The organism is Kineococcus sp. DHX-1, from assembly GCF_042473625.1.
GTDB lineage: Bacteria > Actinomycetota > Actinomycetes > Actinomycetales > Kineococcaceae > Kineococcus.
The window spans coordinates 4328576-4344445 of sequence record NZ_CP170445.1 but is presented as its reverse complement, the minus strand read 5'-3'; the positions used below and the strand labels follow the sequence as shown (position 1 = coordinate 4344445).

The following is a 15870-nucleotide window of genomic DNA, read 5'->3' as shown; positions in this document are numbered from 1 at the left end:
GTGCCTGCGCTGCATCCGTCCTCGACCGTCGCGGTCGTCATCCCGGCCAAGGACGAGCAGGACCGCATCGCCGCGACCGTGCGCGCCGTCGCCGGCCTGGACGTCGTCGACGTCGTCGTGGTCGTGGACGACGGCTCCACCGACCTGACGTCGAAGGTCGCCCGCGACGCCGGTGCCGTCGTCGTCGCCCACCACCGCAACCGCGGCAAGGCCGCCGCCCTGCAGACCGGCGCGCGCGCCGTCGCCGACTGGGAACGCACCCGGCCCCGGCCGGGGGTGCGGCCGCGGCCGCTGCTGTTCGTCGACGCCGACCTCGCCGACAGCGCCGTCGAGACCGCGCCCCTGACCGTGCCGGTCCTGGCCGGCGAGGCGGACATGACGATCGCGGTGCTGCCCCGGCAGGCGACCGCCGGCGGGGGGCACGGGTTCGTGGTGGGCCTGTCCCGGCGCGGCACGGTCGCCGCGACGGGCTGGTCCCCGGAGCAGCCGCTGTCCGGGATGCGCTGCCTGACGCGCGCCGCCTTCGAGGCCGCGCTGCCGCTGGCACCGGGCTGGGGGGTCGAGACGGCGCTGACGATCGACCTGCTGCGCGCCGGCTTCCGCGTGCGCGAGGTGCCGTGCGACCTGCACCACCGCGTCTCGGGCACCGACCTGAGGGGGCAGCTGCACCGGGCCGCGCAGTTCCGGGACGTGGCCCGGGCCCTGGGCCGGCGCCGCGTGCAGGACGTCCTGCGCCGCTCCACCCGCTGACCCGTGGCGTCCGCCCCCGCCCCCGGTAGGGCCCCCCACGTGCACCGGCCGGTCCGCTGGGCCGTGGGCGGGACGGCCGTCTGCCTCACCGCCTGGCTCGTCGTCGCGGTCCTCGGGCCCTCCGCCGCCGCGCCCGCGCTCGGCGCCGGCGTCGGGGCCCTCGACCTCGGCCTGCACCCCTCCTCCGCGACGGTCAGCGTCCTCATGGCCCTGTCGGTGCTGTCCGGCGGGGTCGGGTTGGTGGGGAGCGTCCTGGCCGTCTCCCGCGGGTGGCAGCCGCGGCGCTTCCTCGTGCTGGCCGGCGTCGGCGCCCTCCTGCTGGTGCTCGTCCCGCCCGTCGGCTCGGCCGACCACCTCAGCTACGCCGCCTACGGCCGCATCGCCGCCCTCGGCGGGGACCCCTACAGCCAGCCCCCGGACGCCTTCGCCGGTGGCACCGACCCCGTCGCGTCCGCCGTGCGCGACCCGTGGCGGTCCACGACGTCGGTGTACGGGCCGGTCGGCGGGCTGCTCATGGCCCTGTGCTCGGTGGTGGGCGGGGACTCCGTCCGGACGACGGTGTGGGCCTGGCAGGTGCTGCTGCTCCTGGCGTGGGCGCTCGTCGCCGTCGTCGGGCACCGGGTGCTGCGCGACGTGGGGGACGAGGGGCGGGAGCGGGCGTGGTTCGGCGTCCTGTTCACGGCCAACCCGCTGCTGCTCACCGTCGGCCTCGGTGGGGCGCACGCCGACGTCCTCGCGGGCGCCGCGGCCGTCCTCGCCCTGCTGCTCGCGGCGCGCTCGCCGGTCCTGGCCGGGGTGGCGCTCGCCGTCGCGGTGGGGACGAAGCTGCCCTACGGCGTCGTGGCCGTGGGGATCGTCGTGGCCGCCGTCTCCGCCCGCCGCCTGACCGCCGGCTGGCTGCTGCGCGGAGCCCTGGCCGCCCTGGTCCTCCTGGTGCCCGCGCACCTGTGGGCGGGCGTGCACGTCTACGACCAGACGCGCACCGCGAGCCGGTTCGTCTCCCTCGCCACCGTGTGGCGCCCGCTCGTCGAGGCCGGGCTGCCCCGGGTCCTCCTGCTGCCGGGGACCGCGCTCGTCGTGCTGGTCGTCGCGGTGCTGTGGTGGCCGGTCCTCGTCCGCGGCGGGCGGCTGCAGCGGGCCGCGGGGGCGACCGCCGTCGTCGCCGCCGGGTACCTGCTGGGCGCCGCGTACGAGCTGCCCTGGTACGACCTGCTGCTGTGGGGGCCGCTGGCGCTCGCCGTCGCGGTGGGCCCGCGGTCCGCGCGCCTGCTGGTCGTGGTGCTGGCGGCGCGGCTGACCCTCCTGGCCCTGGCGTACGTTCCGGGTCTCGTCGACGGCATGAGCCCTCTCGTGCAGGCCATCACGCTCGGTTACCGGCGCGAGGTGGGGCCGTGGGTGGCGTGGGCCGCGCTGCTCGCCGTCGTGGCGTTCGGCGTCCGCGCACGACGCTCTGTCGCGGTTTCGTGACCCTGTGGCATGCTCGAGTGAGGGCTCAACCAGCTTCCGGCGCGTTCCGGGGCTCGCGGGGCCTCGTCCGTGGACGATGGCTCGACAACTCCGGGTGATGCCCGGTCTTGAACGGTTCATCCGGTCGGGTGGTGTTCTAGTGAAACGGTCAAGGGTCCCTAGAACATCCCCGATCCAGGTACGGACAGCGGGCCACCGGTCCCGCGCACGGAACGCGTCGAGCAGCGGCTGAGAGGGTCTGAGCGCACATGGAGCACAACGTGGCGGTCGTGGACGGGAACCAGGTCCGGGTCCCCGACGACTGGTGGGGTGACGTCCTGCGGACCGTCGCCGAGGGCGACCGCCGGATGGTCGTCGAGGACGCCGCCGGGAACCGCTTCGTCCTCGTCTCCGAGGCCCGCTACCGCGCCCTCGAGGAGGCCGAGCGCGGCTCGGGCACCACCCGTCCCGGCGTGACGCTCACCGCCCGCGAGCAGGAGATCCTGCAGATGATCGCCGACGGCTGCCCCGGCTCCGTCGTCGCCGAGCGCCTCGGGCTGGCCCCGAACACCGTCGCCCAGCACCTCGCCTCCGTCCGCCGCAAGTACGGCGTGCGCTCCTCGGCGGCCGCCGCCGCCGTCGCGCGCCAGGACGGCCTCATCAACTGAGGCACCACCCACCGCGAAGGCCCCCGGAGCAGCGCTCCGGGGGCCTTCGTCGTCGCGGCTACTGGCCGAACGTGTACCGCAGGTTCGCGTTGACGAGCTGGTTCAGCCGCTTGCGCAGGTGTCCCAGCAACGGCGGCTCGGGGAGCTCGCCGGCGACCAGCAGGGTCCAGCGCAGGTCCGTCCCTGCGTGGCCCGCGTCGTGGGGCAGGTCGAAGCGGACCTGGGCGTCGGGCCGTCGGACCCACAGGGACGACCAGAGGACCAGGTGCGGTTCCTCGACGTGCAGCACCTCCGGTCGCACCTCGTCGTGCAGCAGGTCCAGCCAGGGGCGGCACGGGTCGCGGTCCGGGTGCACCAGCGCCTCGCAGACCACGTGCGGCGGTGCCGGTTGGTTCCTGCGCCTCGACCCCGCCTCGATCACGCCCTCAGGCCAGGTGCCGGGCCGAGCCTGGTCGCGGGATCTCCGCTGCCGATGACGACGTCCGCGGCTCCTAGGATGGGTTCCTGCACCCAGTTCCACTCAGTGACGAGGAGACGACGTGGCAGAGCTCAGCGGGGCGACGGCACCGGAACGGTTCCTGCACACGACCGCCGGCCCCCTCCGGGCCCAGGAGGTGGGCCTCGTCCTCCCGCACGAGCACCTGCTCGTCGACTTCCGGCCCGCGACGACCCCGGGCTTCGCGCAGGCCGACCCGGCCGAGTTCGCGGCGCTCGCCGAACCGCTGCTCGCCGAAGCGGCCGCGGCCGGGGTGAGCGCCGTGGTGGAGTGCACGCCACCCGGCCTGGGACGGCGCGTCGACCTCATCGCGGACGTGAGCCGTCGCAGCGGCCTGCCCGTGGCGGTCGCGACCGGCGTCTACCGCGAACCGTGGGTTCCGGACTGGGTGTACGAGGCGACCGACGAGGCGCTCGAGGCGTGGATGCACCGAGAACTCACCGAGGGGGTCGACGGCACGGGGGTCCGCGCCGGGTTCGTCAAGGTCTCGGCGGCCGAGGACGGCATCCGGCCGGTCGAGGAACGCGTCGTGCGCGCCGCGGCCCGGGCGGCCGCACGCACCTGTGCCCTCGTCGGATCGCACACGACGGACGGGCGGGTCGTGCTGGGGCAGATCGACCTCGCCGTCGCCGAAGGCCTGCCACCGGAGCGCTTCCTCTCCATCCACACGCAGACCATCGGGGACGCCGGGGTGCGGCAGGAGATCGTCGACCGCGGCGCGTGGATCGAGTTCGACGACGTCGGACAGGGGGACGACCCCGCACGCTGGAGCTCGTGCTCGGTGGCCTCGCAGCGGGGCAGGGGCACCGGATGCTGGTCTCCCACGACGCGGGGTGGTTCGACCCTGCGCTGCCGGGCGGCGGGACCCCTCGCCCGTTCACCGAGCTGACGACGACGTTCCTGCCGGCGCTGCGGGCGGCGGGAGTGGGCGGTGACGTCGTCGACGACCTCTGCGTCCGCAACCCGTTCCGAGCGTTCGCGCGGTGAGCTCCCCAGCCTGACCCCTAGGGACTGGGCATGGTGAACCCGACGATCTGCTCGGCGCCCCCGTCCTCCCCGGTCAGGGCGTGCCCGACCGTGGACAGCCAGCGGACCGAGCCGTCGGGCTGCAGCACGCGGAAGCGCAGGCTGAGCGAGGACGCCTTCGCGAACGCCTCGCGGGTCGTCTTCGACACCCGTTCCTGGTCCTCCGGATGGACGTTCCGGAGGGTGTCGTCCCAGGACAACCGGTGCTGGCGGGAGGGGAAACCGAGCAGGCCGCTGACGCGTTCGTCGAGGTCGACGACCTCGGGCGTCAGGTGCATGGCGAAGGCGCCGGAGGGGGTCTGCGGCAACCCCCGGGTCGCGGTCCAGGCGCGGAAACCGACGGGATCGACGGTGGCGGCGGCGAGGTCCACCCGGGCGCGCACCTGGGCCGGCAGTTCGGCGATCAGGGCCTGTCCCAGGGGACTCGTCAGCATCAGCCGGACGAGGACGTGGAAGGGCACGGCGTCGCCCTGCACGAGCAGGCCGAGCTGGCGGCCGTGGTCGTCGTCGAGGGCGAGGCTGTCGACGAGCGACGTCATCTCGGGGTCCGGGCCGGGGGGTGGTTCGTCACCCCAGAGGTCGGCGAGGTCCGCCCGCACCTTCTCCGCCCGTCGCCGGACGTGGTGCTCGCGCGACAGGCTGTCGTCGTCGCTGATCGGACCCACCCCCTGTGAACGCTCCCACCTAGGGCACAGGATGGCGTAGAGAGCGCTCTCGCACCACGGTGAACCTCACGAGTTCACCGAACGGGCCGAAGGGGCGGTGGCCAGGGCCGAGATCGTGCCGCCGGTGACGACGACACCGCTGACGAGGAGGTACCAGCTGACCCCGGGAGCGGGCGGCGCAGGGTTCCCGCTGGCGGTGAACACCGGGCTGACAAAGGGGACCGGCTGCGAGCACGTCGTCCCCACCCAGGGCACCTGGCAGATCGACACACCCCCGAGCAGGTTCAGCCCCGCGCTGCCCGTCAGCGTCATCGTCCCCGGCACGACGCTGCCGGTGTTGGTGAGCGTGAGGTACGCCGGGGTGAGGAGGCTCGCGCTGAAGGTCGCCGGGGGCGCGGCGCCCGTCGCCGGTGACGTCCCGGGGACGACGACGACCGACCACCGCGCCGTGCTGACGACCTGCGCAGTGGTGTTGCGCGCTCGGGCGGTCGAGGCCGCCGACGCCGGTGCGGCGGCGAGCAGGGCCAGCACCACACCGGCGGCGGCCGCCCACCGCCGGCGGGTGGCGGCCACGGACGGCTCAGCTGTTGAGCGAGACGGCCGCGCGCTGGTCCATGGAGAACGTCCAGCGCAGGGACGAGGACAGGCCCTGGATGGTGCCCGCGGGAGCCGTGCCGTTGACCGACGTCTCCGTGATCGAGGCGGGGAGCCCGAGGGAGACCTTGTAGTACTGCGTCGTCTGCTTGGCGAAGGCACCGGCGGCCAGGGTCTGCGGCGTGCCCTTGAACGTGGCTGCGGGCAGTGCGGTCGCGGTTCCGGTCGTCCCGCCGCACGAGGCGGCGGTCGAGGCCGTCCAGGTCCAGGCGACGCTGCACGACTGGACCGTGACCTGCAGGCCGTTCGTCGCGTCGGTGGTGAGGGCGGTGGCGGCAGCCTGGTCGGTGAGCTGCAGGTTGAGCCCCACGCCGTCGAGGGTGCCGGTGTTGGCGACCGACACGAAGCGCGTCACGACGTCCCCGGGGGCGAGGTTCCCGACGATCTGCGAGAAGCCCGCGCTGCCCGCGGTGTCGTTCAGGGTCAGCAGCAGCGTGCCGCTGGTGACCTGCTCGGCGGTGCTGTTGAAGGCCTGCGCCTTGAGCAGGGCGTAGACCCCGCTGGACGTGATGGCGAGGCCGGCGACCGCGGTGGCGGCGATGCCGGCGACGGTCTTGAGCACGCCCGCGTGACGGGCGGCGCCGGTCGCGGTCTGCTTGCGGCTCATCGGATCTCCTCGGTGTGCAGGGTCTGGTCGAGGTGCTGGGGGGTGTGCCGGTCGCGGCACCGCTCGCAGGTGCAGTCCCGCAGCCGGACGTACTGGCGGCGGACGGCCCACGCCGTCAGCCCCAGCCCGCCGAGGCCGATGGCGAGCGCCGCGGGCAGGGGGTTGGCGTGGAGAGCGCCCACGGCCGCGGTGACGGGGCCGGGCACGGCGGGTGCCGTCGCGACGACCACGGGGACCGGGGCCTCGGCGTCGATCGACGTCCACAGGTCCGTCGCGGTGTTGGCGTCACCGCGGGTGAGGACCCGGACGGTGCCGCGCTCGGGCAGCACCTGCACGATCCGGTGGGCCCGGGTGGTGCCGTCGGCGAAGGTCAGCAGGGGCACCTGCCCGGCCCGCAGCGACAGCGCGTCGCGGTCGACGGTGACCACGTGGTCACCGGCGGAGAAGCTGGGCTGCATCGAGTTCGACAGCACCGCGTGCAGCGCGAGGCCGGTGACGAGGTGCGCGCACACGAGCGTCGTGGCGAGCAGCAGCAGGCCGACCTGGACGGTCGTCAGCAGGGCTCGGCCGACGGGACGCAGCGTGCGCCGGGCGGAGGCCCGCGGAGCGACGGGGACGACGACCACCGGGACCACCTCCATGACTAGATGACTTCTAGAAGCACTGTGGTGGTCGGACGGTGCGGGCGGGGGCTTGAGCGTCCGGGACTGGTGCGTTCGGGTGGTGCACGTCCCCCGGTGGGAGCATGGGAGGGCCATGACGACCCTCGCGCCCGCGCTCCCCGAGCTCCTGCCCACCCCGACCGACGGCACGCCCGCCGACCCCGACGCCGTCCTCGCGGCCTTCACCGAGTGGGTCAGCGGTCGCGGCATCGCGCTCTACCCCGCGCAGGAGGAGGCGCTGCTCGAGGTGGTCTCCGGGGCCAACGTCGTGCTCGCCACGCCCACCGGCTCCGGCAAGTCCCTCGTCGCCGCCGGCGCCCACGCCGCGGCGCTCGCGGCAGGCATCCGCTCGTTCTACACGGCCCCGCTCAAGGCGCTCGTGAGCGAGAAGTTCTTCGCCCTCATCGAGGTCTTCGGCGCGCAGAACGTCGGGATGATGACGGGTGACGCGTCCGTGAACCCGGGCGCGCCGATCGTCTGCTGCACCGCCGAGGTCCTCGCGAACCTCGCGCTGCGCTCGGGCGCCTTCGCCGACGTCGGCCAGGTCGTCATGGACGAGTTCCACTTCTACGCCGACCCCGACCGCGGCTGGGCCTGGCAGGTCCCCCTCGTCGAGCTGCCGCAGGCGCAGTTCCTGCTGATGTCCGCGACCCTGGGCGACGTCACGGCGCTGCGCGACGACCTGACCCGCCGCACGGGCCGGGCGACCGCGCTCGTCACGTCGGTGGAACGGCCCGTCCCGCTGCACTACTCCTACGCGACGACGCCGCTGCAGGAGACGGTCGAGGAACTCCTGCAGACCGACCGCGCCCCCGTCTACGTCGTGCACGCGACCCAGGCCGCGGCCGTCGAGCAGGCGCAGGCCCTCACGAGCGCCAAGATCGCGACGCGGGAGCAGCGGGACGCGATCGCCGAGGCGATCGGCGCGTTCCGGTTCGCGGCGGGGTTCGGCAAGGTGCTGTCCCGGCTGCTGCGGATGGGCGTCGGCGTCCACCACGCCGGGATGCTGCCCAAGTACCGCCGCCTCGTCGAGACGCTCGCGCAGGCCGGACTGCTCAAGGTCATCTGCGGCACCGACACCCTCGGCGTCGGGATCAACGTCCCCATCCGCACCGTGCTGTTCGGCGGGCTGACGAAGTTCGACGGCCGCCGCAACCGGCACTACCGGGTGCGGGAGTTCCACCAGATCGCCGGCCGCGCCGGCCGCGCCGGGTTCGACACCGCCGGCACCGTCGTCGTGCAGGCACCCGAGCACGAGGTCGAGAACGCGCGCCGCGTCGCCAAGGCCGGGGACGACCCGAAGAAGCAGAAGCGCGTCCAGCGGGTGAAGGCGCCGGAGGGTTTCATCTCCTGGTCGCAGCAGACGATGGACAAGCTGGTCACGGGCGAACCCGAGCAGCTCACCTCGCACTTCCGCGTGACCACCTCGATGCTGCTCAACGTCCTGCAGCGACCGGGGAACCCCGTGGAGGCCATGCGGCACCTCCTGCTGGACAACCACGAACCCCGCAAGAACCAGCTCAAGCACGTCCGTCGCGCGGTGGAACTGTTCCGTGCGCTGCTCGACGCCGGGATCGTGGAGACGCTGCCCGAACCCCTGCCGGACGGCCGGCAGGTGCGGCTCGTCGCCGACCTGCAGCTCGACTTCGCGCTCAACCAGCCGCTGTCGCCGTTCGCGCTCGCCGTCGTCGACGACCTGCTCGACCCCGCGTCCCCGACGTACGCCCTCGACGTCGTGTCCGTCATCGAGTCCACGCTCGACGAGCCGATGAAGGTGCTGCTGGCCCAGAAGTCGAAGGCCAAGGGCGAAGCGGTGCAGCGCATGAAGGCCGACGGCATCGAGTACGAGGAGCGCATGGAGCTCCTCGAGGACGTCGAGTGGCCTCAGCCGCTGGCCGAGGAACTGCGCGCCGCCTACGAGACGTACCGGTCCGGGAACCCCTGGGTCGGCGACTACGAGGTGCGCCCCAAGTCCGTCGTCCGCGACATGTACGAGCGGGCCATGACGTTCGGCGACTACGTCCAGCACTACCAGCTCGCCCGCTCCGAGGGCCTCGTCCTGCGGTACCTGTCCGACGCCTACAAGGCGCTCAAGCAGACCGTCCCCGACGACGCCCGCACCGAGGAGCTCACCGACCTCGTCGAGTGGCTCGGGGAAGTGGTGCGGCAGACCGACTCCTCCCTCCTCGCCGAGTGGGAGGCGCTGCGCGACGGGGTCGACGTCGACGACGTCGAGAACGTCGTCGCGCCGCAGGAGGACGAGGCCCCGCCCGTCACCGCCAACGCCCGCGCGTTCCGCGTCCTGGTGCGCAACGGCATGTTCCGGTTCGTCGAGCTCTGCGCGCTCGACCGTCCGGCGGCCCTCGCCGCGCTCGAGGGGTCCCCCGACGAGGACACGTGGGCCGACCAGCTCGACGCGTACTACGAGGAGCACGAGACGATCGGGACCGGCCCCGACGCCCGCGGCCCGCACCTGCTGCAGGTCGACGACGGGTCCGGCCCGGACCCGAAGGGTTCCGCGCGGAACTGGTACGTGCGGCAGGTGCTGGAGGACCCGGCGGGCGACCGGGACTGGGGGATCGTCGCCGAGGTGGACCTCGACGCCTCCGACGAGGCCGGGACCGCCGTCCTGCGCGTCGCGGGCCTCCTCCGCCTCTGACCCGCCTCACGGGGAGGGGTCGGGCTGGTACTGCGTCAGCCACGCCTCCGTCTGAGCGACGTGCGCTCCGGCGGCCGTGGCGGCCGCCGCCGGGTCGCGGGCCGCGACGGCTGCGGTGATGGCGCGGTGCGCGGCGTTGCTGACCTCGCGGATCGTCGGCCCGGCCGGCAGCCCGAACATCTGGTAGGACCGCGACCTCGTGCGCAGGACCCCGAGGAACGCCACGAGCGTGGGGTTGCCGCCGGCGCGGGCGATGGCGGTGTGGAACTCGGCGTCGAGCGCCGCGCTCTCCTCGACGTCGGTGGTGGCCTCCATTGCCGCGCACAATCGGTCGAGCTCCTCGTGCAGCCGGTCGTCGCCGCGCGCGGCCGCCAACCCGGCCGCGTGGGCCTCCAGGACGCGGCGCAGTTCGTACAGCTCCAGCAACCCCTCCAGGGGCAGCAGGTCCACCGTCAGCTGCAGGGTCCCCACCAGGTCGGCGGCGCGCAGGGCCGAGACGTAGACGCCGGACCCGTGGCGCGACTCGACGACGCCCAGGGCCGCCAGCATCCGGACGGCCTCGCGGACCGAACCCCGGGAGACCCCCAGCTCCCGGCACAGCTCCGCCTCGGGTGGGAACTTCTGGCCGGCGGCCAGGCGCCCCGTGCCGATCATGCGCCGCAAGCCGTGGAAGGCGTCGTCGACGGCAGTCATGCGTCCTCCGCTCGTCCGGTGCGGTGAGCCTATGCCCTCGCCGGACGACGAGTCGTCCGATGACTTGTCGCGAAATCGGGAAGTCAACGCGTTCGAAACACTGATGTAACCCAAGTCGTCGGACAACTCGCCTACGGTGCTCACACCATGAACACAGCAGCACTGCAGGGGACCGCACCGTCCCCCCTGACCCTCCCCGACGGGCGACCGGCCCGTGACGCCTGGTCCCTCGACCCCGGGGTGGCCCACCTGAACCACGGCTCGTTCGGCGCGGTGCCGACCCGGGTCCTGCGGCGGCAGGCCGACCTGCGGGCGCAGATGGAGGGTTCGCCGGTCCGCTGGTTCGTCGGCCTGCCCGCGCGCACCGCCGCCGCCCGTGGTCGCATCGCCCCCCACCTCGGCGTCGACGTCGACGACCTCGCGCTGGTCCCCAACGCCAGCGGTGGCGCCAGCGTGGTCTTCGCCAGCCTTCCCGTGGGGCCGGGCTGTGAGGTCGTCGTCACCGACCACGGCTACGGCGCGGTGACGATGGGTGCGCACCGCCTGGCGCGGCGTTGGGGAGGAACCGTGCGCACGGCGCACGTCCCGCTCGCGGCGGGGCCGCAGGAGGCGTGCGCTGCGGTCCTGGCGGAGGCCACGGACCGGACCGCGCTGATCGTCGTCGACCACGTGACGTCCCCGACCGCGCGGTTCCTGCCGGTGGACCTCATCGGTGCGGCCGCGCGGGAACGGGGGATCCCGCTCCTCGTCGACGGCGCTCACGTCCCGGCACTGCTGGCGCAGCCGCTGGCCGGCGTCGACTGCGACGTCTGGGTGGGGAACCTGCACAAGTTCGGCTGCGCCCCGCGGGGGACGGGCGTGCTGGTGGCCCGCGGACCGCTGCGGTCGGAACTGAACCCCCTCATCGACTCCTGGGGTGCGGACAAGCCCTTCCCGGCGCGGTTCGACGAGCAGGGCACGCTCGACCTCACGAGCTGGCTGGCCGCCCCCGACGCCCTCGACGAGATCGAGCGCACGTTCGGCTGGGACACCGTCCGGGACCACTCCACCCGGCTCGCCGAGCACGCCACGCGGACCGTCGCGGCCGCCTTCGCGCAGCAGACGGGGGAGGACCACTCCGTCGAGGTCGGCATGCCCGTGGGACCGATCCGCCTCGTCCGCCTGCCCGGCACCCTGGGGCTCGGCCCCGGTGGCGGGAACGCCGTCCGGGACCGCGCGCTGGCCGAACTCGGTGTCGAGTGCGCCGTGACCGCGTTCGGTGGACAGGGCTACCTCCGCCTGTCCGCCCACGCCTACAACACCCCTGCCGACTACGACGACTTCGCCGAGCGGTGCGTCCCCGCGCTGACGGCGTGGGCACGCGAAACCTCCTGACACGACCCCTTGAGAAGAGGAATCCTGTGACCAGAACGTGGAAGCTCTTCGGCGCCGGCCTCGTGACCGCACTCGTCGCCTCCGGCTGCGGCGGTTCGTCCGGTTCGAGCGACGGCGTCACCCTGCAGATGGTCGAGAGCCTGACCAACCCTGCTCGCACCCAGGTGCTCGAGGGGCTCATCGACGACTTCGAGGCGGCCAACCCGGGCGTCCAGGTCAAGCTCGTGTCCCCGCCGACGAACTCGGCTGACCAGAAGATCCAGCAGATGCTGCAGTCGGGCAAGGGGGTCGACGTCCTGGAGGTGCGCGACACCACGGTCGGCCCCTTCACGGCCAACGGCTGGCTCGAGGACCTGTCCGACGACCTCGCGCCGTGGCCCGGCTGGAACGACCTGACCCAGCAGGCCGTCGACTACGCCAAGACGCCGGACGGGACCTGGTACCTGCCCTACGGCTTCTACGGCCTCAGCCTCTTCTACCGGACGGACCTCGTCGAGAAGGCCGGTTTCGACGGCCCCCCAGCGACGTGGGACGAGCTGCTGGACCAGGCTGCGAAGATCCAGGACCCGGGCGCCGGCACCTACGGCTACGCGTTCCGTGGCGGCACCAACGGCAACGGCAACGTCGTCGCCGCGATCGAGGCGTACGTGGCCGACCGGCTCGACCCGGCCAACGCCTTCAAGCTCGCCGACGGCAGCACGATCTTCGCAGCTCCCGAGGCGCAGCAGGCCGTCGACACCTACTTCGAGCTGTTCGAGAAGGCCGCCCCGCCGTCGTCCGTCGCGTGGGGCTACCCCGAGATGGTCGAGGGCTTCGCCAACGGCTCGACCGCGTTCCTGCTCCAGGACCCGGAGGTCATCGCCACCGTCAGCGGGTCCAGCGCGATCACCACCGACCAGTGGTCCACCGCGCCGCTGCTCACCGGGCCGACCGGGAAGGCCGCGCAGCCGGTCGCGACCGCGGGCTGGGGGCTGGCCGCCAAGAGCGAGCACAAGGCGGAGGCCGTGAAGCTCGTGGAGTTCCTCTCCTCCGGTGAGGCGTCGACCACCTTCACCAAGGAGAACAGCCTCGTCCCCATCCTCAAGACGGCGGCGCAGGACCCGTACTACACCGAGGGTCCGTGGGCCAGCTACGTCACGATGACCGAGAACCCGCAGACGTACCTGTCCGTCGTCCAGCCGCGGACCGTGGACTGGTGGACGGAGTGGACGCAGAAGGCCGACGGCGAGGTCCAGCGCGTCCTCACGGGCGACATGACGACGGCCGAACTGCTCGCGAGCTGGGACGCCTACTGGACGCAGAAGTGGGCCGGGCAGTGACACCGGCCCTGCGCGAGGCGCCCGTCGAGGCGCCCCGCGCGAGCCTGCAGCCCTCGACCCGGCGCGCGTTCACCGCGCGCCGGGCGTGGACCCTGCTCGGCTTCCTCGCCCCCGCCGCCGTCTTCGTCGGCATCTTCACCTACTACCCGCTCGTGTCCGGAGCGCAGATGGCGTTCCGCGACTGGAACCTGTCGAACTTCACCGACGCGACGTGGATCGGCCTGGACAACTTCCGTGCCGTGCTGACCGACCCGCTGCTGCCGGGGATCCTCCGCAACACGGTCGTGTGGGTCGTGGCCTCGATCGTCCCGCAGTTCGTCCTCGGCTTCGCCGTGGCCCTGTGGCTGCGCCGCCGCTTCCGCTTCCGCGGGATCTACCAGGCGCTGATCTTCTACCCCTGGGCCGTCTCCGGGTTCCTCATCGGCATCCTCTTCCGCTGGATGTTCAACAGCGAGTTCGGTGTGGTGAACGACCTGCTGGCCAAGGCCGGACTGGTCGACGCGCCGGTCCCGTGGCTCGCCCAGCCCGGCACCGCGATGGTGGCCGTGCTCATCGCGAACGTCTGGTACGGCGTGACGTTCTTCGCCATCATGATCCTCGCCGCCCTGCAGTCGGTGCCGGACGAGATCCTCGAGGCGGCGGCGCTCGACGGCGCCGGGAAGGCCCGGACGCTGCTTCAGATCGTCGTGCCCTACATCCGGGTCACGCTCACCGTCACCGTCCTGCTGCGCGTCATCTGGATCTTCAACTTCCCCGACATCATCTACGGCATGACGGGAGGCGGACCCGCCGACCGCACGCACATCGTGACGACCTGGCTCATCCAGGTCACCCAGCGCGGTGACTACGGCATGGCCGCGGCAATCGGCCTGCTCGTGCTGGCACTGCTGCTCGTGTTCTCCGTCTTCTACCTGCTGGCCCTGCGCGAGAAGGAGGTGCGCCAGTGATCTTCCGTGAGACGGTTCCGGCCAAGGTGGTGCGGATCGCGTTCCTCGCCGTCTGGCTCGTCGTGTCGCTGTTCCCGCTGTACTGGATCACCGTCACGTCGTTCAAGGCCCCTGGGGACATCTTCGCCCAGCCCCTGACCTACTGGCCCCGGGCGGCGACCCTGGAGAACTACGTCGGCCTGTTCGCGCAGTCCGACTTCGGGGTCTACGTGTGGAACAGCCTGCTGGTCTCCACCGTCGCAGCCCTGACGGCGACGGTGATCTCCATCTTCTCCGGGTACGTCCTGGCCCGGTTCCAGTTCCGGGGCAAGGGGGTGCTCCTGGCGGCGTTCTTCGTCACGCAGATGGTGCCCGCCTTCATCGCCCTCGGCCCGCTGTACCTCATGATGACGCGCCTGGAACTCGTGGACACCCGCCTCGGCCTGGTGCTCGTGTACATCGGGATCTGCATCCCGTTCTGCACGGTCATGCTCCGCGGCTTCTTCGCCAACGTCCCGGACGCGCTGGAGGAGGCCGCCATGATCGACGGCTGCTCGCGCACGGGGGCGCTGTTCCGCGTCATCGTCCCGGTCATGATGCCGGGCATCGTCGCGTCGTTCATCTTCAACTTCGTCAACTGCTGGAACGAGCTCTTCCTCTCGGTCACCCTGATGAACTCGGACGAGAACCTCACCCTCCCGACGGCGATCAACGGGTTCATCTCCAGCTTCAACGTCGAGTGGGGCCCGATGGCGGCCGCCGCCGTGCTGACCGTCGTCCCGACCATGCTGCTGTTCGCCTTCGCGAGCCGGTGGATCGTGCAGGGGCTGACTGCCGGCGCCGTCAAGGGCTGATGGCCCGACGGGCGAGGAGGTGGCGGGCACGTAGGGTCGAAACCGTGAAGACGAGGATTCTGGGCAGGACGGGCCGCGACGTCGGCGTCGTCGGGATGGGTTGCTGGCAGATCGGCGGCAGCTGGGGGACGGTCGACGAGGACGCCGCCCTCGGAACGTTGCAGGCCGCGGCCGACGCGGGCGTGACGTTCTTCGACACCGCGGACGTCTACGGCGACGGCCGCAGCGAGCAGCTGCTCGGGCGCTTCCTGCCGACCGCACCGGAGGGCGTCGTCGTCGCGACGAAGATGGGCCGGCGCGCCGACCCGCACGTCGCCGAGGCCTACACGCTCGACGCGTTCCGCGCCTGGAACGACCGCAGCCGCGAGAACCTGGGCGTCGACACGCTCGACCTCGTCCAGCTGCACTGCCCGCCGAGCGACGTCCTGCACACGGACGCGGTGTTCGACGCGCTCGACACCTTGGTGCAGGAGGGCCGGACCCGGGCCTACGGCGTCTCGGTCGAGACGGTGGCCGAGGGGCTCGCCGCCGTCGCCCGCCCGAACGTCGCGAGCGTGCAGATCATCCTCAACCCGCTGCGGCTCAAGCCGGTCACCGAGTTCCTGCCGGCCGCGGCCGAAGCCGGCGTGGGTGTCGTCGTGCGGGTGCCGCTGGCCTCCGGGCTGCTGACGGGGCGCATCGACGAGTCGACGACGTTCCCCGCCGACGACCACCGCAACTTCAACCGCAACGGCGAGAGCTTCGACGTGGGGGAGACGTTCGCGGGCGTCCCGCTGCACGCCGGGGTCGCCGCGGCGAAGCGCCTCGCGGAGGTCGCCGGGGACACCCCGCTCGCGGCCTTCACACTGCGGTGGATCGTCGAGCAGCCCGGCGTCAGCGTCGTCATCCCCGGCGCCCGCTCGCCGGAGCAGGCGCGCGGCAACGCGGCCGCGGCGGACCTGCCCGCGCCCACGGTCGCGCAGCTCGACACCGTCGAGGAGGTCTACCGCGACCTCGTCGCGGAGCACGTGCACCACCGCTGGTGAGGCACGACGCGGCGGGCGGGTGATCTCCCTCAAGGGTCCGCCCGCC

At 72.9% G+C, this 15870-nt stretch carries 16 protein-coding genes; 10 read left to right on the top strand and 6 right to left on the bottom strand.

Translation table 11 applies throughout. The annotated features are described in order from the left end of the window. The 3 genes from ACFEMC_RS20915 to ACFEMC_RS20905 all read left to right on the top strand — a co-directional run bounded on the left by ACFEMC_RS20915 (position 1) and on the right by ACFEMC_RS20905 (position 2864). The gene (locus ACFEMC_RS20915; RefSeq protein ID WP_380171495.1) at positions 1-750 is read left to right on the top strand and encodes a glycosyltransferase family 2 protein; all 750 of its coding nucleotides are present in this window, start codon (positions 1-3) and stop codon (positions 748-750) included. Positions 751-789: 39 nt separating this feature from the next. Then, positions 790-2217, top strand: coding sequence for a hypothetical protein (locus tag ACFEMC_RS20910; RefSeq protein WP_380171493.1), 1428 nt, complete (start codon positions 790-792; stop codon positions 2215-2217). A 248-nt stretch (positions 2218-2465) separates the two neighbouring features. Beyond that, positions 2466-2864, top strand: coding sequence for a LuxR C-terminal-related transcriptional regulator (locus ACFEMC_RS20905; protein ID WP_380171491.1), 399 nt, complete (start codon positions 2466-2468; stop codon positions 2862-2864). Positions 2865-2922: 58 nt separating this feature from the next. On the opposite strand, the gene ACFEMC_RS20900 is transcribed toward ACFEMC_RS20905, so the two are convergent. Beyond that, a complete protein-coding gene (locus ACFEMC_RS20900; protein ID WP_380171489.1) occupies positions 2923-3285 on the bottom strand; it encodes a hypothetical protein in 363 nt (120 codons plus the stop codon). A gap of 118 nt (positions 3286-3403) precedes the next feature. Here ACFEMC_RS20900 and ACFEMC_RS20895 point away from each other — a divergent pair, with 118 nt between their 5' ends. Beyond that, positions 3404-4249: an esterase gene (locus ACFEMC_RS20895; RefSeq protein ID WP_380171487.1), complete on the top strand. Its 846-nt coding sequence runs from the start codon at positions 3404-3406 to the stop codon at positions 4247-4249. Between the two features lie 115 nt (positions 4250-4364). Here the strand turns inward: ACFEMC_RS20895 and ACFEMC_RS20890 are convergent, their stop codons facing one another. From ACFEMC_RS20890 to ACFEMC_RS20875, 4 genes are all read right to left on the bottom strand, one after another. After that, complete coding sequence (locus ACFEMC_RS20890) at positions 4365-5051, bottom strand: PAS domain-containing protein (protein ID WP_380171485.1); 687 nt, start codon at positions 5049-5051, stop codon at positions 4365-4367. 66 nt (positions 5052-5117) lie between these two features. Beyond that, a complete protein-coding gene (locus ACFEMC_RS20885) occupies positions 5118-5624 on the bottom strand; it encodes a hypothetical protein (RefSeq protein ID WP_380171483.1) in 507 nt (168 codons plus the stop codon). A 7-nt stretch (positions 5625-5631) separates the two neighbouring features. Continuing rightward, positions 5632-6312: a TasA family protein gene (locus ACFEMC_RS20880; RefSeq protein WP_380171481.1), complete on the bottom strand. Its 681-nt coding sequence runs from the start codon at positions 6310-6312 to the stop codon at positions 5632-5634. Next, entirely contained in the window at positions 6309-6938 is a 630-nt protein-coding gene (locus tag ACFEMC_RS20875; protein WP_380171479.1) for a S24/S26 family peptidase, read from the bottom strand. Before ACFEMC_RS20875 ends, ACFEMC_RS20880 begins: the two co-directional genes overlap by 4 nt. A 130-nt stretch (positions 6939-7068) precedes the next feature. Between ACFEMC_RS20875 and ACFEMC_RS20870 the strand changes: the two genes are divergently transcribed. Next, entirely contained in the window at positions 7069-9633 is a 2565-nt protein-coding gene (locus tag ACFEMC_RS20870) for a DEAD/DEAH box helicase (protein ID WP_380171477.1), read from the top strand. Positions 9634-9639: 6 nt separating this feature from the next. Here the strand turns inward: ACFEMC_RS20870 and ACFEMC_RS20865 are convergent, their stop codons facing one another. Continuing rightward, a complete protein-coding gene (locus tag ACFEMC_RS20865; RefSeq protein WP_380171475.1) occupies positions 9640-10326 on the bottom strand; it encodes a FadR/GntR family transcriptional regulator in 687 nt (228 codons plus the stop codon). Positions 10327-10473: 147 nt separating this feature from the next. Between ACFEMC_RS20865 and ACFEMC_RS20860 the strand changes: the two genes are divergently transcribed. From ACFEMC_RS20860 to ACFEMC_RS20840, 5 genes are read left to right on the top strand one after another with little or no spacing between them, the layout of a single operon-like run. Next, the gene (locus ACFEMC_RS20860) at positions 10474-11700 is read left to right on the top strand and encodes an aminotransferase class V-fold PLP-dependent enzyme (RefSeq protein ID WP_380171473.1); all 1227 of its coding nucleotides are present in this window, start codon (positions 10474-10476) and stop codon (positions 11698-11700) included. Between the two features lie 26 nt (positions 11701-11726). After that, positions 11727-13019 (top strand): ABC transporter substrate-binding protein, encoded by a 1293-nt coding sequence (locus ACFEMC_RS20855; protein ID WP_380171471.1) that lies wholly within the window; start codon positions 11727-11729, stop codon positions 13017-13019. 8 nt (positions 13020-13027) lie between these two features. Beyond that, positions 13028-13966 carry a carbohydrate ABC transporter permease gene (locus tag ACFEMC_RS20850; protein ID WP_380176891.1) on the top strand — a complete coding sequence of 313 codons (939 nt, stop codon included), beginning with the start codon at positions 13028-13030 and terminating at the stop codon, positions 13964-13966. Then, on the top strand, positions 13963-14799 hold the full coding sequence (locus tag ACFEMC_RS20845; RefSeq protein WP_380171469.1) for a carbohydrate ABC transporter permease: 837 nt from the start codon (positions 13963-13965) through the stop codon (positions 14797-14799). Before ACFEMC_RS20850 ends, ACFEMC_RS20845 begins: the two co-directional genes overlap by 4 nt. Positions 14800-14843: 44 nt before the next feature. After that, positions 14844-15824 carry an aldo/keto reductase gene (locus tag ACFEMC_RS20840; protein WP_380171467.1) on the top strand — a complete coding sequence of 327 codons (981 nt, stop codon included), beginning with the start codon at positions 14844-14846 and terminating at the stop codon, positions 15822-15824. The last annotated feature ends 46 nt before the right edge of the window (positions 15825-15870 follow it).